This window comes from Phaeodactylibacter xiamenensis, assembly GCF_000759025.1.
GTDB lineage: Bacteria > Bacteroidota > Bacteroidia > Chitinophagales > Saprospiraceae > Phaeodactylibacter > Phaeodactylibacter xiamenensis.
Window position 1 is genome coordinate 21,730 of sequence record NZ_JPOS01000076.1, and the last position, 20,389, is coordinate 42,118.

The following is a 20,389-nucleotide window of genomic DNA, read 5'->3' on the forward strand; positions in this document are numbered from 1 at the left end:
AATTTAATTATTTAAATCTATCATTTCCTCCCAATAAGCCTTGGCAATTTTTTGAATATTCCACTCATTCAAAGCCAACTCTTTATTTTTCAATCCGTGATTAGCTTCTTTTAGCTGATATGCTTTTTCAATGGCTATTTTCAAACTTTCATCATCGCCAACTGCAAAGGTTGGATTACCCGTTTCTTTTAAAAGCTCCCCAATATCGGCAGTGTTTTTTCCCACCACCACTAACCCAAAGGTACAACCTAAAGTAATATTGCCTGAGTTGAGCTCGTTGGTTCTTGGTATAAATAAAAAATCAGCCGCATTCAAATAATAATGCGCCTCTTCTTCTTTTACAAAGCCTAAATTAGTCCGAAACGTCTTGTTTCTAGAGGCTAGCCACTTTTCAAATTTCCAAACCCATTCTCGTAGCCTGATATAGCCAATATTTTGCCTTTGAATCTTCCAGCCAGGGGCTAACAATACCTTATTACGGTAAGGGATGGCATCAAAAGCTTTTTTAATTAATGGTTTTTCATTTTCTTTTATGCTGCCGAATACGAGCATTACATGGGCATCAGAATCTATGTCCAAATACTCACGCGCCTCAATTTTTGTTGATTTACTAGGCAAAGACGCATAGTTATGGTGTGGAATGACCACATGTTTGATATAGTCTAAATCGGGATACCATTGCTTAAATTGTTGGATACTGAAATTGGCAAAGTGGATCACCGTTTTGCAATACGACGCCACAGTTTTATAAAGCTTTAAAAATTCCTCATCATGACGGGCATGGGGGTATTGCACATGGCGGGTGTAAATCAGTTTCGAATTTTTAGACCAATATTCTAAGCAGATAATCATTTTATTCCATAAAGCCTTAGGGATGGATTCTTCTGGCTTATATAAATAAGATTCCAACTCAAAAGATAAGTATTCTGGCCAGTGGATATGAATAATATCATAGTCCTTTTCCATTTTCCAGAATTCATTGCAATCCCAGGTCACTTCAGCATATTGCTCAAGGCCTTCTTTCAAATCAACGACAAATCTGTTTCCAGGCGTTGGTATGTTGGCGAAGAGTATCTTTAAGCGTTTTTCACTCATGGTAGTCTTTTGTATAGGGTGTTTTTGGTTGTATTGACCTTTCGGCTGCGCTTATTAATACCTGCTTTTATTGACTTCTCGACTGCGCTCGAAGTGACATTATCTCTGTCAGGTCGAGCATTGGTTGAAATGAAACGCTAGTTTCATTGAAAGCACCGTGCGTAGCAACTCGAAACCAGTGTCAGGTCGAGCGCAGTCGAGACTTTTTCACTATAATTACTTATTAAATAACCCTTCAATTACCTCTCGACTGCGCTCGAGGTGACAATCTTTGAAAGCACCGTGCGTAGCAACTCGAGACCAGGCGCAGTCGAGACCTATCCCTTCAAATTCCCTGCAGCAATCTCTCTGGCCTTAACCGCCTCATAAACCCGTCGCATCCCTTCTTTAATCGAAATTTTAGGTTCCCAACCCAAGTTGTCCTTTACCCAACTCATATCGCAATACCGGCTATGCACCCCTACAGGTTTATCTAATAAGGGTTTAATCTCAGGATTGTACCCAGCAAATTCTGTAAAAATACTAATAAGGTCTCTAAATGAGGTTAAAATACCTTGACCAATATTTATAGCCCTACCATCATGAATCTTATCCATAGCAACGGCAATAGCGTCTAATACATCATCAATATGCACAAAATCGCGCCCCTGATGCCCCGACCCCCAAACCTCAAAAGGGGCTTCTTTAAATACAGCACGCCTAGCAATAGCTGGTGTAGGATAGGAATAGTCTTGATCCTCACCATAGCCTGAAAACGGACGTATACAGGCAATGCGTACCCCGTAATGTTTAGCCGTGATTTGCGCTAAAAACTCGCCCGTAAGCTTGGTCCAACCATAGGTCATATCGGGTTGACCCATTCTTGTAAAATCGATATCAGACTCTTTCAACTGAATGGCATTGTCCTTTGTTTGTAAATCTATAGGATAAGCAGCGCTAGAACTTGGGTACAACACCCGCTCAGGTTGATGACGGCTCACCCAGTAAAAAAACTCAGCATCGATAGATAAATCTAAGGCCACCTGAATGGGATCACCATCAATCATGGCACGCCCCCCGACAATAGCAGCAAAATGGTACACATCGGCAAAGCGATCAATGTCAAGTCCCCATACCGTATTTACGTAATCGGGATCTTTCACCAAGGTTTGTAAGGTATTTCTAAAATCGTCTTGTATAAAGCATAGGCGCTCATCGGTACCGTAGATTTCCATAGGGCCCACTTGCTTTTGATAAGGAGCCTCTAACCAGGTTTTAGGGTGCTTCCCTACCGCCAAGTTATCAATAAAGACAATCCGGTCTTGTGTGGTATTGTAAAGGCGTTTCACCATGTTGCGCCCTACAAAACCGCAGCCGCCTGATATTAAATGTGTTTTCATCAAAGTATAGTTTCTATTTGAGTAATTTGTTTTTTAAAGAAATGATTCGAAGCGTTATACCGTTTTTACCAAAGACCTTCCAAAAATTGAAATCGAAATCCCCATAGGCTTTTGTTATCGACTTAGGATGTTTAAACAGCTGTAATGCCAGCGCTCTTAAAGCCTTTATTTTATGACTGTGTCCTGAATAGTAATTGATATAACATTGCTCAAATACCGCATATTTATCAGCCTCTAAGCCTTTAGTTTTAAATTCTTGTTTTAAGCTTTGCCACCAAAGATCTTTATATTGATCGTGATCTTTAGTCACCGTCATACGGTTGTGCGCATGAATACCTCGCATGGAGACTGGCCGTTTTATTTCACCAGCATATAAGGTACAAAAGCCTGCCAAACGCCGCCATAAATGAATGTCTTGGCGTAATCTTAAGGCCGTATGAAAATTGCCTACTTTTTTAAAAACATTCTTTTTTAAGGTAATACCGTTGGTACAAAATTCGCCTTTCACTTTAGGATGCCTATGAAACAGCACCCTAAACAGTTCCTTTGGCGACACGACATCACTTAAGGTTAATACTTCCTGATAGCCAAGCCCTTTTTCATAAAACTGCTGTTTCGCTTCCTCAGTTAAAAAGTGGGTGCCCACACAGCTATAGACTCCCTCGGCATCCGAGTGCTTCGCAAAAATCTCTTTATCTTTTTTAAAGCGATTGGGCAAATAGTAATCGTCAGCATCTAAAAAAGCGATATAATCACATTTAGCTTTTTGAATACCTAAATTGCGTGATGCTCCCGCACCATGATTGCCCTTATCGGGGTGTTGATATAGCCTTACCTTTTCGAACTCCTGTTCTAAAGCTTGCGCTACCCCCAAGGCCTTATCGGGTGAGGCATCTTCAACCAAAATGACTTCGCCAACCTCTTCCAAATGCACGGCAGATTCCACCGCTTTTCGCAAATAGGCTTCGGCGTTGTACACTGGGATGATGACGGAGACTCTAAACATTTTAGTTACTTATTGTCTTTAACCAATGACTCACATGAATATAGGCCCAAAATTTCCATTTATAAGTATCTGCATCAGCACTATCTAATTTTTTAGTAAATTCTTTATTGAGCGCTTTACCATCAAAATAAGGATTATTTAAAAACTCAGAACTGTTAATTTGCTTAAGAAACCAATCTTTTAAATCGGTTTGAAACCACTCTGTAGTCGGCGCATTAAATCCGGTTTTTAATGTATTTAGGCGGGTCTCGTCTGGTAAAATACCCTTTACTGCTTCGCGCAGAACAAGCTTAGTATAGCCACCACCTACTTTAGATTCTGATGGCAACGAAAAAATATATTCTACTACCCGATAATCCATAAATGGCATGCGGCATTCTATACCATTAGCCATAGATGCCCTGTCGTATTGATGGAGTAAAAATGGTAATGGCGATGAAAAAAATTGCTGGTACAAGGCCTCTTCAAAGCTATTGGGCTCGAGATTATTAAACACTAAAAGATTGTTGGCTTGAAAGTGTCGAAGCCCCATGTACGTTATTACTTTTTTTATGGGCCATTTTAAAATCTGCTTGATATCTGACCAAGCTTGTTTTAACAAGTGGTTATAATGACCACGCACCCAACTTGAAGCTTTAGGGTGCAACTTGCTGTACGTGTTTTTAACGTCTAACAACCATAAAAGTGCTCCTTTCTGCAAAGCACCTTTCATAGCATTATAGCCTAAGTAATAACCGCCTAGCATTTCATCGGCCCCTTGGCCATCTAAGGTTACTGTAATATTTTGTGATTTTATATAACCATAAAGCTGCCAAATTGGGAAAAAGGCAAAGGCAGGCATTGGTCCGTCTGTTTGCGCTAGAGCTCGTTCCAACCTTTCTTCTGAAGGAGGGCCAACTATTTCTACATCTAAGTTGATATCAAGTTGCTTGGCCAGTCTTCGTGCATCTTGTGTTTCATCAAAAGAAATACCTGGAAAACCTGCGCAAAAACTCCGATGTGTAAAATTAGAAAAGCGTTGGTTTTCATCCGCTTTAAAGGTGCTGATCAAAGACGATATGGTCCCGCTATCTATACCACCAGAAAGGCAAGTACCAACTGGGACATCACTTCTAAGCCTTACTTTACAAGCATCAGCTAAAAGTATTTTTAATTCTTGCGCTTGCGCCTTTAGTGTTTTTGGTACCTTTTGCTTCTTCAGTTGATACCAGCGTTCTATGGATACTTTATTGTTAACTAATAAGAAATTGGTTCCAGCAGGTAATGACTTAACTTCATTTAGATAGGTTTGTGCTGTACCGTGATAAGAATGATCAAAATTTAGTATCGCCTCAATTGTTTTCTTATTTATACTAACACGTTCACCCAAGTGTTTATGTAAAGCTTGAACTTCTGAGGCAAAGACCAACTCTTCACCATCCCAAAAGTAATATAATGGTTTTATACCAAAACGATCTCTACTTAAAATAAGTTTGTTGTTATCAACGTCATAGATAGCTAACGCCCACATTCCGTTAAATTTGTTGAGCATTTGCGAACCCCAAGCCTCATAAGCTCGAAGAATTACTTCTGTATCTGTTTCAGAATTAAATTTATAGCCTAAGGTTTTAAGTTCATCTCTAACTTCAATAAAGTTATATATCTCCCCATTTAAGGTAATTACAAATTTACCATTTTCACATTGCATAGGTTGTTTTCCTGCTTCTGATAAATCTAAAATAGATAAACGTCTATGCCCTAGAGCAAGATGTTGTCTCTCGTTAAACCATATACCTCTGCCATCTGGCCCTCTGTGGGTAAGATAATTCGTTAAATTATCAATCTCATTTAGAGCAACGCTAGTATTAATTCTATATATTCCTGCTATTCCACACATTACATTTGTGCTATTTGTTCAAAAGCCTTTTGATATTCTGCTTTAATGATGGTATTGTTAAAGCGACTATAACAAGCTTCTTTACTACGATTTGCAAAATTTTCTCGAAGTTGATTATTATTTATTAAATTATAAGATTGTTCAATTAATGCTTCTATATCCCTATATGGGACTATAAAACCTGTTTCTTTATCCAATATGATTTCTTTATTACCCCCCGTATCAAAAGCCACAAAGGGTAATCCTGCGGCTTGTCCTTCCAATATGGCATTACTGAAATTTTCTTCTAGGTTTGGAGTTATACCTAGGTCACATTGCATCATGTATATAACATTAGTTTCCCAGTTTATATGTCCTGGTGTATATAAATGATCTTTAAATTCTTTTAATTCGTAAACTAAGTCATCTGGTAAATGTCCAGACAAATAGAAAAATAGATTATTATCATGAGCTAATAGACGTCTTACAATTTCAAAAATATAGCGCTTTCCTTTTACAACAGAGCCTGCTGATGGAATATATATAATTTTTCTATCCCTTGGCAACGTAGTATTAGTTTTAGCCTGACTTTCTAAAGCTTTAAAGTTATCTTTCTCCATAAAGTTTGGTATTCTAAATACCGGTTTATTATTATAAGTACTGCCCTCATAACGCTGAATCATATAATAAGAAGGAGATATTATAGCATCTACTTTTCTCATAGCGCTCTGTTCCATGCTGTAAGCAATATCTAAATCTAACCAATCAGAATTTTCTAAAAGTATGTGATTTTTAAACCTACTGTAATTATGATGAGCAAAACAAACTAACTTAGTGCCTTTTGGCTTTTGAAGTAGATATGCTGGTATGTTAAAATCTGGAAGAAGAATTATATCTGGTTTAAAGCGTCTTAAGTATTTATGACTCTTTAAAACAGGGATAAAACTACTTATTATGGCTTTTACATTTGAAAGCTTGGAACCTTTACTTTTGGCTTTGTATCTACATTTTACAAGCGATAAAATAAAGCGATTAATTAAAGGAATGGTCGCCAATTTCACAATTTGTTCATCAAATTCATTCACTGTTTCATTGAAGGCAAATACTTGAATGTCGTATTCATCTTTCAATAAATTATAAATATTATAGTGCGAAGTAGATACACCCCCGCCTTTCGGTGGAAAAGTTTGGGTATATAAAGCTATTTTAAGTTTAGTCATGTTTTAAATTTTGATACAGGGCATCAAGCTGTGGAGCTATCACCCGCCAATCGTATTCCTGTAGTATCCGTTCCCGCGCTTGGTCTCCTTTAGAATGGGCATAAGCTGCTTCGGTCTTTTGCACTAAATCTTCCAAGTTATCTGCCTCATATAAATACCCATACTTCTCAGAATGGATCACTTCTTTGGTGCCATAAGTGTTCACACCAACGACTGAACGCCTCAGCGCCATTGCCTCCATAAGTACCGTAGGTAAGCCTTCAGAACGGCTGGTCACCACAAACACCTTACAAGCCGCAATGGCGTCTAATAAAGCTCCATGCTCCATAGTGCCTAAAATGGTTAAATTAGAACCTAAGGGTACGTTAAATTTTTTATTTAAAGCTTCCTTAGAAATCCCCCTCCCTATAATGACAAAGTCCTTATCAGGAAGAGCATTGGCGAGTCTTAAAAAATCACCGGCATTCTTAATATCCGAAATTCCCGAGGCAAATAGAATAAAATCCTTTAAGCCATATGTGGCGATAAAACGCTCTGCATTGGCTTTATCACATTTGGTCACATTCACCCCATTGGGTATATACACCGTATCAATCTGGTATTGTTCTTTTAAAAAGGCTTTTAACCAATGGGCAATAGCTATTTTGACATCGGCTTTTTTGGCTTGCTCAACCAAGGCCTTATTAATAGCTAACTGCCAGGGTGCCAAACCCTCGTCCCAATCCTTTTCAAAATAAAGGGTATGATAGGTATGTACCCATTTAGCCCCTTCTTGTTGAGCCCTTTCGCAAACTGAAATAAACCAAGGATCAACATGGGAATGCAGCAAACGATGACGCAGCAATGGCGGTGTTACCACCGCTTTATAATAAGGAAGCAATTGGTGTTTTAGTAAAAACTTAAGTAAAGCCTCATTTGGCAATGTCGTTGTTCGTGTTTTAGAAAAAATATGGATACTCTGCAAATGGTGCGATACTCCTCCTAAACTGGCAAAATACGGTCCTATAAACACCTCGGCTGCCGATCTTTTATACCCAAAGACATGACGTTGCACCCACAACCGTCTTAAAGAAGCCATAATACCTTGTTGCCATTGGTGCAGGTAAAACCATGCCGATTTAAATTTTCTTAAAAGCACCTTTATGAAGCCGATGTATAACGGGTTATTAATCCCAAATAGTGATCTACCATCTGTTCAATAGAAAAATGGTCTTTAATTCTTTGCCGATTATAAGCTCCTAACTCTTTGGCCAAAGCCTTATCCTCTAATACTTTTATCATCTTAGCAGCCAAATCCTTGTCGTCATTAGGATGGCTTAAACACTGTTGGGCATAAGTATCTCCTAAAGCCTGCTCATGCCCTGGTATGTGGGTAGCCACAACGGGCTTACCCAAGGCCATGGCTTCCAATACCGCGTTGGGGCAACCCTCTAAATTAGAACTGTGTACCACCATGGCCGATTGCCGTATTAAATCGTTAGTATGGGGCGTGGTCCCAATAAAATAAACGCTATCCGCCACTCTAAGATCAAAACAAAGTACTTTTAGCGCCGTCTCCATCCCTTTAAAAGTCCCTGCTAAAACCAAAACGCCGCTTTTGTTGCGGGCTTTGAGTTGGGCTTGTACCTGCTGCCAAGCTTTTATTAAGGTGGTATGATCTTTAAACTTATAAATACTGGCCAACATACTAACAATCATCGTATCCTTAGATAGCTTAAGATGATCGTGCCAGTCTATGGCCTTTTCCTGTACCTCAGGAAGCACAATCCCATTATTAATAATGCTTACTTTAGATGCTGCAACACCTAATTTCTCAATCAAAACATTCCGTCCTGGCCATGAGTTAGAGACGACTACGGGCACATTGTTGATAGACCAACGTTCTAAACGCGACCCATACACTTCTCTACCTTCGTCACGCTGATTCCAACAAGCAAATTGAGCTCCTGTCAGCTTCCAAACAAGCCCAATATATTTACTATTCAGCGTAATAAACGGAATAAACGCATAGGGCTTTAACCCTCGTAAAAATAGCGTTAATTTTAGTAGTGGTATAAGGTTACGCTTAAAGGGTTGATAACTGTTAAACGGATACACCGTGTAAGGGATACCCTTAGATTGTAATACGGTCTCGGTAGATCCTCCAGAAAAGGCTATAAGTTTTACCTTAAAGCCTCGTTGTAACAACTCCTCGGCTAATAAAATGGCTTGGCGTTCGGCACCACCCATACCTTTTAAGGTACCAATAACGATAACAATAAGTTTCCGTTTAAGGTCTTGAACTTTTGGCATTTTAAAAGTATGGTCTGAGGCTCTTAATTGATTCATAACATAGCTCGCTTAGCCCATAATGTAATACTATGGGGAAAGTGAAGAAATTTAAAGCTCTTATACCACGTCTCTAGCATTTTTAGCCATTTTGCATGAACCATTCATCTAAGACCAACAACAACCAAACTTTAAAGCCATTTTTTTCATCTAATAGCTGTTGCAAGACTAATGGCTCAAACAATTGCCTTAAGATACCATTGGGTGCCTGAAATCTTTTTTTAATAGCCTCAAAATTAGTACCTGTAAATAGCCATTGCTCAAGAGGGATTTCAAAACCCTGCTTTTTTCTCTCTATAAAAGCCTTATCAAAATCCTTGACTAATAATTGTTTTAAAAGGTGCTTGCCTTGCCATCTGCCGTTTTTTTGTTTTAACAATAGCTCAGATGGTATAGTAGCAGCTAATTCAAATAGCGTTTTGTCTGTTATAGGCGTGCGCACTTCTAGGCTATTAATCATGCTGGCAATATCTACCTTGGTTAAAATATCGCTTGGCATAAACACCTTGATATCGAAATACTGTGAACGGCTGAATTCGCTTTGCTCTCTATAATCCTCGCCATATAAAAACTCTATCTCATCGTGTAAGTCGATCAAAAATTTATAAGGTGCCTGCCAAAGTTGTTCTCTGCTTCGGTCATCCATTCTGCTACGGTAGCGTAGGTAATTACTCAATTTATCAGTTGGTTTGGCAAGTTTGGGGTAACGCTTGGGATAGAGTTTATTGGCTAATGGATACAAGGATGCCACAATATTATTTTTGAAGACATTATTTGGCTGGTGTCTGTTAATTTTCTTTAGCCAAAGCGGATAATGACCATAACCGGCAAAAGCTTCATCGGCACCATCACCCGATAGCACCATTTTCACATCTTTAGATGCCAGCTCGCTTACATAGAATGTTGGTATAGCAGAGAAATCTCCAAATGGCTCCCCATAATGTTTAACAAGTAAAGGTAAAATTTCTAGTGCATCTCCATCTAAAGTAACACTGGTGTGGTCGGTTTCATAACGGGCTACTACCTGCTCTGCAAAATGGGTCTCGTTGACCTGTGAATCTTTAAAACCTATAGTGTAGGTTCTAATGCCAGAACCCAAATACTCAGTCATATACTTAACTATGAGTGTGGAGTCTATACCTCCCGATAAAAAGGCACCAAATTCTACATCCGATAATGTGTGCATGGCAACAGAGGTTTTAAGGCTATGCTCCAGTTTGTTCAACCATTGCTGTTTGGTTTTTCGCTTAGGGCTAAATTTAAGGTCCCAATATTTCTTAATATTCTTTACGGTACCGTCAAAACCTACCACCATAAAATGCCCGGGCATTAACTTTTTAACCTTTCTGTAGATGCTACGAGGTGCAGGAATGTATTGAAATTTCAGGTATTGGTCTATGGCATAATAGTCAATATCAGCCTTAAAGTCAGTAGTTTCCCTGAGTGCGCTAATTTCAGAGGCCCAAGCAAAAGTGTCAATGTCATTGTAATATACTAGTGGCTTGATGCCCAAATGATCGCGAGCCATAAATAATTCCTGCTTGGTTATGTTTAAAATAGCAAAAGCGAACATACCTCTGAAATGTTTCACGCAATTATTACCATAGTACTCATAAGCCTTCAAAATCACTTCGGTATCTGAAGTAGTTTTAAACAACACTCCCTTAGATATAAGAGTTTGTCTAATATTCTTATAATTATAGAGCTCACCGTTATAGGTGATCACTAGGTCTTCGGTATCGTTTTTCATTGGTTGTTGCCCCGATTGCAAATCTATAATAGAAAGGCGCTTATGACCCAACCCTACATTTTGATGCACAAAATAACCCTCTTCATCGGGACCACGATGGTTAAGCTTTTTATTAATAGCTTTTAAAGCTTTTAAATCAAACTTGTGTGATTTTGATATATATCCTGAAATGCCGCACATTATAACTTATGAGATGTTTTGTTAAGCGAGGAAGACCAGCTACCGTTAATCAATATATGTGCACCACTTGCAAAATGAGAAGTCATATTAATAAAACCTGCATTATCGAGCCTACAGTAACTAGAAGAAAAGTCAGGAGAGTTTATCATCACACTCATAGCATGTTTACCCGCATTGAAATTTACTTTGGGAATAGTAAGCGTCACATTATGTCTTTGATGTTGATTTTGTTCTATTAGGAAAGCCTGAAGATTTGTGTCTAAAACATCACCAACGGGCATCATTTCTTGGTTCCAAAAGACAAGTTGTAAAGCTGCTTTCTTGATGTGCAAATCTAATTTCACAATCATTTCAATATGTAAATCTGAACCATGTGGAACAGTCAAGGTATCTCCAAAGTGTGCCGTTTGTTTGTCAACACTGAACTTAAAGTCAATCACATGAGCCTCACCACTACCTACAATGTTTTGCTTCCCACTTGGAAAAATGGCATAATATTTTTCTATACCCTTTCCTACATCCGCCGTAAACAATTTTTCCTGACCACGATGTAAAAGCATTACTTTATTGCAAACTCTGAATATCATAGGCATGCTATGAGTAACAAATATAACAGCTGTGTCTTTCATCAGTTCGCCGATGGCATTTAAACACTTAAATCGAAATCCTATATCTCCAACCGCCAATACTTCATCAACAATTAAGACGTCTGGCTTCATCTGTGCCGCCACGGCAAAGCCAAGTCTTACCTTCATCCCAGAGCTGTAGTTTTGCACAGGCATATCTATAAACTCGCGAATTTCTGAAAAGTCGATAATCGCTTCAATCTTTTCGTCAATTTCTTTACGGGTAAACCCTAGGACTGCACCGTTGTTATAAATATTTTCACGACCTGTGAGTATAGGGTTAAAGCCTGCACCAAGTTCTATCAAGGCCCCCACACGACCACGCATGGTGACTTGGCCTTCATCGGGGTTAATTAAACCATTGAGTATTTTAAGCAAGGTAGATTTTCCTGCCCCGTTATGGCCAATAAGCCCCAAACATTCCCCACGCCTAAGCTCGAAATTAATGTCTCTAACCGCCCAAAACTCTTTAGGTCGTAATGCGCCCACTTCATGAGAAGAAGAGCGCCCAAACAAATCTTTAACTCCATACCATAGACTGGTTTTTAAATCTTTACAGAACTTTTTGGATAACCCTTCTACTTTAACTAATACTTCACCTGCCATAACTATGCACTTAAACGTTCTACAATAACCGGAATGGCTCGTCTATAAATCATTAAACTAAATATTAATAACAATAATCCAACAACCATTAGAATACTGTAATACACCCACTGCTCAGGGACATCACCTACCGCCAAGGCGCGTGTTGTAGTGATTAATGGGGTAAAAGGATTATAGGTCATAACCGTCTTCATGATGCCTGATTTGGGAATGCCATACACCACAGGGGTTAAATACATGATTAAAGACAGCCCCATGGTGGTTAATCTTGAAATGTCATTATAAAGTAGGCCTATTGGTGTTAAAAGTAAACCCAGCGCTGTACCAACCATAACAGCACCTAAGAGGGCTAAAGGCACTAACAGCAATGACCAATGAAAGCCCACTCCAAAAACAAATACAAATAGGATGAGTAAAATTACTTTAACACTGCTGTTAAACAAAAGTTTGTATACCCCTGATAACACCAAGGCTTCTTTTGGAAAATTGATTTTTGTTAGTATGCTCCTTGAGGCATTGGTGCTTTGGGTTGGAGAGTTAATAGACTCTAATAAAATAGACCATATAAGCGTCCCAGAAAATGCATACACTGGATAGGGCATACCCGTATCGGCAATAGTTACCGTACCGCTGCTTTTTAGAATAATCCAAATAAGTGCCGAGGCCACTGGAGTAATAAATAGCCATAAAATACCTAGATAGGATTGGCGGTATTGCGCACTAATATCGCGTTTGGCCAATTGCCAAGCTAAGAAATGAGACCCCCATAAATCTTTAAGAGTGTCCTTTAGCAAGCGTCCTACCGCAGTACTATTTTGTCGTTTGTAAACTTTTATTGGTAAATGTTTGGACATATTATCTTTTAAAGTCTAAATGTATATCCCATATATGAAATTTTTTTTGACTGATTTCTAGTTTTATTCTATTGTCAGTTCGAGTGATTGAGCTTAGACTATGTTTGGAGCTTACTCCTATTGCAAACCAAGGACTTATGAACCCCGCTGAAATGCGGGGCAGGCTCTGGCGTCATCTTTTTTAGCTTATTTGACCCTGACGATAAATGTCTGGATGTAAACACCCGCCAAACGCGCTAAAAAAGATTTAGCAGGAACCACAATTCCTTGATTTTCATGACGAACCCGCTCCAAACATAGTCTTAGACTATGTTTGGAGCACCTTTACGTTGCAAATTAGCGCTTTATAAACCATGGCGTCCGTTTTTTTCGGTCACTTAGCCCCGACGATGAATGTCGGGATGTAGACACCCGCTAAACTTCCCTTAAAGCCGTTAGCCAGAACCATAAATCACTGATTTTAAAGGCAAAAAACCTCTAAGTATAGTCTTAGTGTTCACAGATTTTGTTGATTTTATTGCCTACCCGCCTTAGGTGGGTAGGCACACCAATTGATTATTCCAACTGGATTTTTTTGCTAGGCCACTTTCTTTGATGCACGCTACCCTACATCTGCGAAATTTATGACCTTCATCTTTGGGAATCTGTGGATTACCAGAACCGCCACCAGGCCCTCTTTTTATCATCACTATAATAGCCATAGCCATAGCCATAGCCATAGCCATAGCCATAGCCATAGCCATAGCCATAGCCATACCCATACCCATACCCATACCGAGTCCCTTTCTTCACCCCATTCAGAACGATCCCCATTTTGGGGAGTTTCTTTTGTTTGTAGACTTCTTCGGTGATCATCAGGAGGTTTTTATCTGTTTTGCCATGCCTGGAAACCACGATACTCCGGTCTACCTGTTGAGCGAGCAGCAGGGCATCGGTCACGAGCCCCATAGGCGCAGTGTCTACAATGATGGCGTCGTAGGCTTCCCGCAATTCCTTAAAGAGTTGGGTGGTTTTGGCGCTCATGATCAGCTCGGAGGGGTTCGGTGGGATAGGGCCACAGCCGATAAAAAAGATATCATCCTGCCCGGGCACCGGCTGCACAATATCTGAAAGGGACGCCTGATCGACGAGGTAGTTGGTCAGCCCCTGTGGTGCGGTGGCACCGGTGAGGTAGCGGGATAATTTTGGTTTGCGCAGGTCGAACCCCAAAAGAACGGTTTTTTTACCCGCCAGGGCTTCAGACATGCCCAGGTTGATGGAAATGAAGCTTTTGCCTTCACCGGAGATGCTGGAAGTCACCAATGTCACTTTATCTGACTTGTCACCCTGTGAGAGATAGTCCAGATTGGTACGCAGGAGGCGGAACATTTCCGCCACAGAAGAGCGGCTGCCCCTTTGTACCACGATGCTGTCTGCTTTGGGGGAGGTACCGATCATACCTATAAAAGGCGTTTGAGTAAGGTTTTCGATATGCTTGCGGGTGTACACCTTATTGTCGAAGTAAGCCAGCAAAAAGAGTAGCCCGGCAGGGATGCCAAGCCCCAGCAGCCCGCCCAGGAAGAAAATACGCTGCCGGTCCGGGGAGACTACTCCCCCTGTTACCGGTTTATCGAGCAGGCGGGCGTTAGCGGTTTGGGCAGCGATGGAAAGCGCTGTTTCTTCCCGTTTTTCCATCAGGTAGAGGAAGAGGTTCTCTTTTATTTTTTGTTGCCGCATGATCTGCAGCAGTTGCCGGTTGATTTCCGGAATGCGGGCGATTTTCTGTTCAACGGGGCGCAGGGATTCCTGCAATTGCCGGGTTCTTTGCCGTAGTTCTTTTTGTACGGTATTGATGCTTTGGAGCAAAATATTGCGCAAGAACTGCAATTGTTCATCGTAGGTGGCCAGGCCGGGATTGGCCGTTGTAGCCGCTTCAAGGAGTTGATCCCGCTCAAAGATAGTCTCGTTATATTCCTTTGCGACTTCACTGAGCTGCGTGGACAGGATTTGGGAAGTCAGGGGCAGGGTCTTATACTGATTGGAATCTGCCTGTATGAAGGTTTCCAATTCCTGCAGGAGCTGTTCCTGTAGGTTCAGTTCCATCAGTTGCTCATCTACAGAGGTGAGTTTTTCCAGGTAGTTGGCATTTTGGTCCAATCCGGAAAGGGCATTGTCCTGCCTGAAGGTTTCCACCTCTTTTTCCACGCTGTAGAGGTCTTCTGTAATAAAGCGCAACCGTTCGTCGATGAAGCTCAAGGTTTGCCTGCCTGCTTTGTTTTTCTGTTCGATGACGGCCTCATTGTAAAACAGCGCGAGGCAACTCATGATGTCAATGGACCGTTGGGGCAGAGGGTTATTCATGACCATGTCAATGACATTGGAGTTCCGGGCCGGGCTTAGCTTCAGGGCATTGGCGAACCTTCTTGCGGTTTCCTCTGCGGGAGCTACTTTAACAGTCAGGTCAGCCCCCGGCTTTAAAAGTTCCTGGGTTTGTTTACTGAGTGTCCAGGTGGTCTGATCGAGGGTGAAGGGCTTTCCCAATTCCTGAATCAGCGTATCCGCTTCTCCCTTCAGCACGGCGAATTTGCCATTGTCTTTGAGTTCAATTTTGAGTTGGTGGTATTGATTTTGCTCCGCCGGCTGTATGTCGGATAGTATTCCGGACCATTGGCTGCCATAGACTTCTGTGACCAGAATATTACCCTCAATCCAGTAGCTGATATTTAGTTTCAGGGAGTCTACCACTTTGAGCATGAGTTCGGAAGACTCCAGGACTCTTAGCTCATTATTGATATCGACCCTGTCTCTGAGCCCCAAATCTTCGGCAATGATATCTGTGGAGAAGGCCTGCTGTTGCTCTTCGTTGATCAAAATAGATGACCGGACGCTGTAAACAACGGTGCTGTAGCGTAAAACGAGCCATGCTGCCGTAATTCCGATCACAAGCCCCAGGGCCAGCCAGTACCAATTGCCCAGGAAGAGGTAGAGGTACTCCTTGAGGTCGATGCGATTGTTGTTTTCGCTTCCCGGGTTGTCGGTAGGGAGTTGTGTTAGGGGTTGTTGCAAGTTTTTGGTGGTTGGCTGTCCGGTTTTGTAAAATGCGAATGAGCCGTTATCTGCTCAGGGCAATAATTAATGAGATCAAAGACAGTCCAGCCGTAGTATAAGAAATAATCCGCTGAGCTGGGTCCGCCACCGTAGCAATCCGCGCCTGAATCGGCTCTACATAGATCACATCATTCTGCTGCATATAAAAATAGGGGGAGGTAAAGATCTCTGCCGATTGCAAGTCGAGCCGGGTGTAAATGCGCCGCCCTTCCTCTTCGCGTATCACGAGCACATTATTGCGGTTGGCATAATCGCCGAGGTCTCCCGCCATTCCTATAGCTTCCAGTAGGGTCACCCGTTTATTGGACAGGCGGATGAGCCCGGGCGCATTCACTTCCCCCAGCACGGTAATTTTCAGGTTCAGGTAGCGGACATTTACAACGGGGTTCACCAGGTATTCTTCCAGCTTCCCGTAGATGAGGGCTTTGGTTTCTTCGAGGGTGAGCCCCTTTACCTTCAGCGGCCCCAGTACCGGGAAGTCAATGTACCCATCCTGGTCTACGAGGTAGCCCTGGAAGATTTCGAGCCCGAAAAAGCCGCCGCCGCCACCGCCGCCTCCCATTTGCTGCATATTGCCGCCCCCCTGTTGTCCCTGTGCGCCCAGGTTAAAAGGCGCTGCTGCCTCTTCGTTTATGGAGGAGACTTCGATGCGCAGGGCATCTTCCGGCTGTATCGTCAGGTTCATGGCGTTGACGATTTGCTCGGGGGTGTCTTCGGGGAGGTTGGCTTCGTTGAAGTTGATGAGTTGGCGGTGTTGGACGCAGGAGGAAGTGAGGAGGGTGGCTGCCAGAAGGAAAAGTATGTTGATGAGGGTTTTATTCATTGGGAAATTTTGGGCTAAGATAGGGTTTTTGGGTTTTATGGTGTTGTGGTGTTGTGGTGTTTTGGTGGTTTGGTATTCTGGTTTTGTGGTATTGTGGTGTTCTGGTGTTTTGGTTGTGTGGTGTTTTGGTTGTCTGGTATTGTGGTATTATGGTGTTGTGGTTTTGTGGTTTTTCGGTATTCTGGTGTTGTGGTTTTATGGTGTTTCTGGTTTAATCTGTGCGTGGTGCCTCCCCTTTAGGGGATCGAGGGGCAGCGAGGGTTTTTGGGTATTATGGTTTTGTGGTGTTTTGGTATTCTGGTATTGTGGTGTTTCCGGGGTTTGGCTTGGGGGGTGGTGTTTTGGTGTTTTGGTTTTGTGGTTTAATCTGTGCGGGTGGTGCTTCCCCTTTAGGGGACTGAGGGGCAGCGAGGGTTTTTGGGTATTATGGTGTTTTGGTTTTTTCCCTCCTTCGCCTACAGGCTTCGGCGGACGGAGGGTGGTTGGATTATCTTCTGTTTCCTCTGGGTTTTCTGCCATTTTCGCGTTCATACGCTTTGATGTGCTCATCTTCGAGTTGGCGTGCTTTTTTTCTGCCAATGATCCCTTTGATGAGGATTTCTCCAACATAGCGGATGATGCCTACGGCTGCATTGAGAAAATTGATCTGTTCACGCATTCTAGAGGAGTAGCCATCTTTTCCGATAGGTTTGTCGCTAATGCCATATTTGAAGATGTCTTTCTCCTTTCGATCGTGTATAGCGTAGAGATGGTGCTCTTTTTCATTATCGAGGCTATTTCCATGCTTTGCCATACCACTCAGTCTCTCCAGCCCTGCTTATTACTATACGTCTCGATAGGGTAGGCAGGTATATAGTCATAGGGTTTTCCGGTTTTAAGCTCGAAAGCTTCACTGGGTACATAAAGCAGGGACTCGAAGGTCAGGTCTTTGGGCATGGCTTCTGGCTTATCCAGTACCTTTTCGTAGTAGTCTTTTCCATTGGCAATGACACAGGCCCGGGCATAAAGGAAGTTGTCTACAGAAAAGTAGGCATCTGGCTGCCAGGCGTCCTCGCCGATATGAAGGGCGTATTCCTTTTGGTCGAGCCGGTATAGCTTTTCAGAGAGGAGGTCGGCAAAGCTGTAGATGGAGCGGGCATCGAGTTGAGCAAGCTTTTCTACTGCCGGGCGGACGATGGCGTCATCTGTTTTGGCTTCCCAGTCCAGCAGGTCAATAATCCCCCAGAAGTCATGTTCGTTCAAGCTGCTGCCGGGCGCTGCCTGAAGGATGAGGTTGACCTCTGCCCCGGGGTACTTTTCTTGCAGCTCTTTGAGTTTGTCTTCGTTGAGCTGATGGATGGGTATTTTGATGTTCTGGGTCATGCCGCTGTTTGGATAAGTGGCTTTTAAGTTAGGTTTTTTTGGGGAGTGGGGCAAGGGGGGGAGTGGTGTTTTGGTATTCTGGTATTGTGGTGTTGTGGTTTTTCGGTTTAATCTGTGCGGGTGGTGCTTCCCCTCTAGGGGATTGAGGGGCAGCGAGGGTTTTTGGGTTTTGTGGTATTATGGTATTATGGTATTGTGGTATTGTGGTTTTGTGGTGTTTTGGTGTTCCTGGGGTTTTGGTTTTATGGTGTTTTGGATCGGGCGGCTATGAGTTTGGCTAGCATGTGGGAAACGTGTTCATATTCCTTTATGAGTTCTTCTGTTATTTTGGGGGGCAGGTAGCCGATTTCTTGTGCGATTATGAGTTGGGTGATGACTTCTGCGGTTGAGCCTTTTGCGATGTAGAAGTGCCGGATGCTTTGTTTGTTGGTGTCTAGCTCGTCTCCTTCGGCGGTGTTGGAGGGGACGGAGACTGCGGCGGCTCTGATTTGGTCTCGGAAGCGGAAGTCTTGTTTGAATTTTGTGTGCTCATCGGTTACTTGGTAGATCCTGACGGCTAGGTTTTTGCTTTGTTGCCAGACGCGGAGTTTTTTGAAGTTGCCGATGGGGGGGGGATTTTGGTGGTTTGGGGTTGTGGTATTGTGGTATTGTGGTATTGTGGTATTGTCCCTCCTTCGCCTATAGGCTTCGGCGGGCGGAGGGGGCAGCGTGGGTTTTTGTGGTTTTATGGTATTGTGGCTTACTGGCGGCTGTACTTCCGGACCTCATTAGCGATGTGGTTTTTGATAAGTGGCCAGGAGGTGTCGGAGAACATTGTTGGCATCGGCTCGCGTTCTGCATCCTCGAAATAAGCTAGGCTACGGAGGGCTATCCATTCATTTCCATCGGGGATTTTTTGTTGGTAGAACTGCATTATTTCCGGGAGTGGAAATTGCTGTAGCAGGAAAATGCCATTAGGGATTCTAGTAATCCCAGAAGCTCTGCCGAGACTGTTTTTCTGTGTAGCACCGGAATGCTTTTTTGTCTATATTCAATACTAAGCTTAGGAAAGCTAGACTTATGGCATCGAGGTTGTTTAGAGATACTACAATTTCACGAAGCATATCTGGTCCATACCATTGTTGAATGAGCTTCCAGTCTTCCAGCTTTCCGTAACGCATGACCCGCTGTACGATGAAGTGCCGATGTTCGTGCCAATGGATATTGGAAACGGGTGTGTCCCAGAACATACGACCGGACAGGGCAGTTGCGGATAGAGGGGGACTGGTTTCTTCCGGTTTTGTGGTTTTATAATTTTGCATATTTAGAATAACCAATCTTTGGTTGGAATCGTTTGAGGGGGGGCTTGGTGTTGTGGTGTTTTGGTGTTTTCCCGCCTTGGCCTGTTGGCTTTGGTGGGCGGTGGGTGTTGTGGAGAGTCCTTGTCCACAGATGTTCTCAAATGTTATCACAAATGGTCGCAAATGGTTTGGTGTGGATTTGTGCCTTTATTTGTGTGTATTTGTGGAAGAGACCTTTGTGAGCATTTGTGGAAGAGACTTTGTGGATCGCCTCACCTAAATCTTCATTCAAATAGTTCGGTCAACGGGATATCCAATCCTGGAAGCACGGTGGATACGGCGTTTTCTCCCGTTACGTATGGTTTGCTGCCCACGTAGTGGCCCTGCTCGCTGAGGGTGTAGATGATGATGCTGTTTTCTGTGATGTCGACCAGCCAGTATTCTTTGACTTCATTTTCCTCGTAGAGTTCAAATTTTTCTTTGCGCTCTATGCGGCTGTTGCCGGGAGAGAGGATTTCAATGATGAGGTCGGGTGCGCCATTGCAGCTTTGGTCATCTAATTTGGATGCATCACATACGACGCAGATATCGGGTTGGACGACGGTGTCTTTTCCCTTTTTGTTGAGTTTTACATCGAAGGGGGCGTGGAACAACTGACAGGTTTTCTTCCATAGGAAGGGGTCTAAAAAGTGGAGCAGGTTTCTGCTCACTTGCTGATGTCTGACACTTGGTGCCGGGGACATTTTAAATACGCGCCCTTTTATGAGTTCTACCCGCTCTTTGAATTCCCACTGCAGATAATCTGCATAAGAGTACCTTTTATTGAGGTCCAACTGATTGATATCGGTAATCATCGTTTAACCATTTGATTGGTACTTGTAAATTTGTCCACAGATGTTCTCAAATGGGGATTGATCCACAGATGTTCTCAAATGTTA

The 20,389-nt window shown here is 42.4% G+C and carries 18 protein-coding genes; all 18 read right to left on the reverse strand.

Annotated features, from left to right (window positions below):
* Positions 1-3 precede the first annotated feature (3 nt).
* A complete protein-coding gene (locus IX84_RS19285; RefSeq protein WP_044224488.1) occupies positions 4-1,095 on the reverse strand; it encodes a glycosyltransferase family protein in 1,092 nt (363 codons plus the stop codon).
* A 317-nt stretch (positions 1,096-1,412) separates the two neighbouring features.
* Positions 1,413-2,474 carry an NAD-dependent epimerase/dehydratase family protein gene (locus IX84_RS19290; RefSeq protein WP_044224490.1) on the reverse strand — a complete coding sequence of 354 codons (1,062 nt, stop codon included), beginning with the start codon at positions 2,472-2,474 and terminating at the stop codon, positions 1,413-1,415.
* A 13-nt stretch (positions 2,475-2,487) separates the two neighbouring features.
* Entirely contained in the window at positions 2,488-3,480 is a 993-nt protein-coding gene (locus IX84_RS19295; protein ID WP_052516221.1) for a glycosyltransferase family 2 protein, read from the reverse strand.
* A gap of 1 nt (position 3,481) precedes the next feature.
* Positions 3,482-5,356, reverse strand: coding sequence for an asparagine synthase (glutamine-hydrolyzing) (gene asnB / locus IX84_RS19300; protein ID WP_044224492.1), 1,875 nt, complete (start codon positions 5,354-5,356; stop codon positions 3,482-3,484).
* Positions 5,356-6,555 carry a glycosyltransferase family 4 protein gene (locus IX84_RS19305; RefSeq protein WP_044224495.1) on the reverse strand — a complete coding sequence of 400 codons (1,200 nt, stop codon included), beginning with the start codon at positions 6,553-6,555 and terminating at the stop codon, positions 5,356-5,358. Before IX84_RS19305 ends, asnB (IX84_RS19300) begins: the two co-directional genes overlap by 1 nt.
* Positions 6,548-7,633, reverse strand: a complete 1,086-nt coding sequence (locus IX84_RS19310; protein ID WP_081968848.1) for a glycosyltransferase family 4 protein — start codon at positions 7,631-7,633, stop codon at positions 6,548-6,550. The genes IX84_RS19305 and IX84_RS19310 overlap by 8 nt, the downstream gene beginning before the upstream one ends.
* Positions 7,634-7,695: 62 nt before the next feature.
* On the reverse strand, positions 7,696-8,883 hold the full coding sequence (locus IX84_RS19315; RefSeq protein ID WP_081968849.1) for a glycosyltransferase family 4 protein: 1,188 nt from the start codon (positions 8,881-8,883) through the stop codon (positions 7,696-7,698).
* A gap of 82 nt (positions 8,884-8,965) precedes the next feature.
* Positions 8,966-10,813 carry an asparagine synthase (glutamine-hydrolyzing) gene (gene asnB, locus IX84_RS19320; protein WP_044224503.1) on the reverse strand — a complete coding sequence of 616 codons (1,848 nt, stop codon included), beginning with the start codon at positions 10,811-10,813 and terminating at the stop codon, positions 8,966-8,968.
* Positions 10,813-12,045 carry an ABC transporter ATP-binding protein gene (locus IX84_RS19325; RefSeq protein WP_052516222.1) on the reverse strand — a complete coding sequence of 411 codons (1,233 nt, stop codon included), beginning with the start codon at positions 12,043-12,045 and terminating at the stop codon, positions 10,813-10,815. The genes asnB (IX84_RS19320) and IX84_RS19325 overlap by 1 nt, the downstream gene beginning before the upstream one ends.
* Before the next feature lie 2 nt (positions 12,046-12,047).
* Complete coding sequence (locus IX84_RS19330) at positions 12,048-12,899, reverse strand: ABC transporter permease (RefSeq protein ID WP_044224506.1); 852 nt, start codon at positions 12,897-12,899, stop codon at positions 12,048-12,050.
* Between the two features lie 651 nt (positions 12,900-13,550).
* Positions 13,551-15,944 (reverse strand): polysaccharide biosynthesis tyrosine autokinase, encoded by a 2,394-nt coding sequence (locus IX84_RS33855; protein WP_044224509.1) that lies wholly within the window; start codon positions 15,942-15,944, stop codon positions 13,551-13,553.
* Positions 15,945-15,990: 46 nt separating this feature from the next.
* Positions 15,991-16,809: a polysaccharide biosynthesis/export family protein gene (locus tag IX84_RS19340; RefSeq protein WP_044224512.1), complete on the reverse strand. Its 819-nt coding sequence runs from the start codon at positions 16,807-16,809 to the stop codon at positions 15,991-15,993.
* Between the two features lie 487 nt (positions 16,810-17,296).
* Complete coding sequence (locus IX84_RS19345; RefSeq protein WP_044224514.1) at positions 17,297-17,602, reverse strand: hypothetical protein; 306 nt, start codon at positions 17,600-17,602, stop codon at positions 17,297-17,299.
* Between the two features lie 5 nt (positions 17,603-17,607).
* On the reverse strand, positions 17,608-18,171 hold the full coding sequence (locus IX84_RS19350) for a DUF4240 domain-containing protein (RefSeq protein WP_052516223.1): 564 nt from the start codon (positions 18,169-18,171) through the stop codon (positions 17,608-17,610).
* 242 nt (positions 18,172-18,413) lie between these two features.
* Entirely contained in the window at positions 18,414-18,899 is a 486-nt protein-coding gene (locus IX84_RS34655; protein ID WP_081968852.1) for a four helix bundle protein, read from the reverse strand.
* Between the two features lie 11 nt (positions 18,900-18,910).
* Positions 18,911-19,084, reverse strand: a complete 174-nt coding sequence (locus IX84_RS33505) for a hypothetical protein (RefSeq protein ID WP_160213829.1) — start codon at positions 19,082-19,084, stop codon at positions 18,911-18,913.
* Between the two features lie 49 nt (positions 19,085-19,133).
* The gene (locus IX84_RS19360) at positions 19,134-19,622 is read right to left on the reverse strand and encodes a DUF6922 domain-containing protein (RefSeq protein ID WP_152605148.1); all 489 of its coding nucleotides are present in this window, start codon (positions 19,620-19,622) and stop codon (positions 19,134-19,136) included.
* Positions 19,623-19,735: 113 nt separating this feature from the next.
* Positions 19,736-20,305: a Uma2 family endonuclease gene (locus IX84_RS19365; RefSeq protein ID WP_044224516.1), complete on the reverse strand. Its 570-nt coding sequence runs from the start codon at positions 20,303-20,305 to the stop codon at positions 19,736-19,738.
* Positions 20,306-20,389: the final 84 nt, after the last annotated feature.

Bases quoted from the DNA above. Each gene is read 5' to 3' on its own strand.
- IX84_RS19285 (WP_044224488.1), bottom strand. From the start codon at position 1,095: ATGAGTGAAAAACGCTTAAAGATACTCTTCGCCAACATACCAACGCCT.
- IX84_RS19290 (WP_044224490.1), bottom strand. From the start codon at position 2,474: ATGAAAACACATTTAATATCAGGCGGCTGCGGTTTTGTAGGGCGCAAC.
- IX84_RS19295 (WP_052516221.1), bottom strand. From the start codon at position 3,480: ATGTTTAGAGTCTCCGTCATCATCCCAGTGTACAACGCCGAAGCCTAT.
- asnB (WP_044224492.1), bottom strand. From the start codon at position 5,356: ATGTGTGGAATAGCAGGAATATATAGAATTAATACTAGCGTTGCTCTA.
- IX84_RS19305 (WP_044224495.1), bottom strand. From the start codon at position 6,555: ATGACTAAACTTAAAATAGCTTTATATACCCAAACTTTTCCACCGAAA.
- IX84_RS19310 (WP_081968848.1), bottom strand. From the start codon at position 7,633: ATGGCTTCTTTAAGACGGTTGTGGGTGCAACGTCATGTCTTTGGGTAT.
- IX84_RS19315 (WP_081968849.1), bottom strand. From the start codon at position 8,883: ATGAATCAATTAAGAGCCTCAGACCATACTTTTAAAATGCCAAAAGTT.
- asnB (WP_044224503.1), bottom strand. From the start codon at position 10,813: ATGTGCGGCATTTCAGGATATATATCAAAATCACACAAGTTTGATTTA.
- IX84_RS19325 (WP_052516222.1), bottom strand. From the start codon at position 12,045: ATGGCAGGTGAAGTATTAGTTAAAGTAGAAGGGTTATCCAAAAAGTTC.
- IX84_RS19330 (WP_044224506.1), bottom strand. From the start codon at position 12,899: ATGTCCAAACATTTACCAATAAAAGTTTACAAACGACAAAATAGTACT.
- IX84_RS19340 (WP_044224512.1), bottom strand. From the start codon at position 16,809: ATGAATAAAACCCTCATCAACATACTTTTCCTTCTGGCAGCCACCCTC.
- IX84_RS19345 (WP_044224514.1), bottom strand. From the start codon at position 17,602: ATGGCAAAGCATGGAAATAGCCTCGATAATGAAAAAGAGCACCATCTC.
- IX84_RS19350 (WP_052516223.1), bottom strand. From the start codon at position 18,171: ATGACCCAGAACATCAAAATACCCATCCATCAGCTCAACGAAGACAAA.
- IX84_RS33505 (WP_160213829.1), bottom strand. From the start codon at position 19,084: ATGCAGTTCTACCAACAAAAAATCCCCGATGGAAATGAATGGATAGCC.
- IX84_RS19365 (WP_044224516.1), bottom strand. From the start codon at position 20,305: ATGATTACCGATATCAATCAGTTGGACCTCAATAAAAGGTACTCTTAT.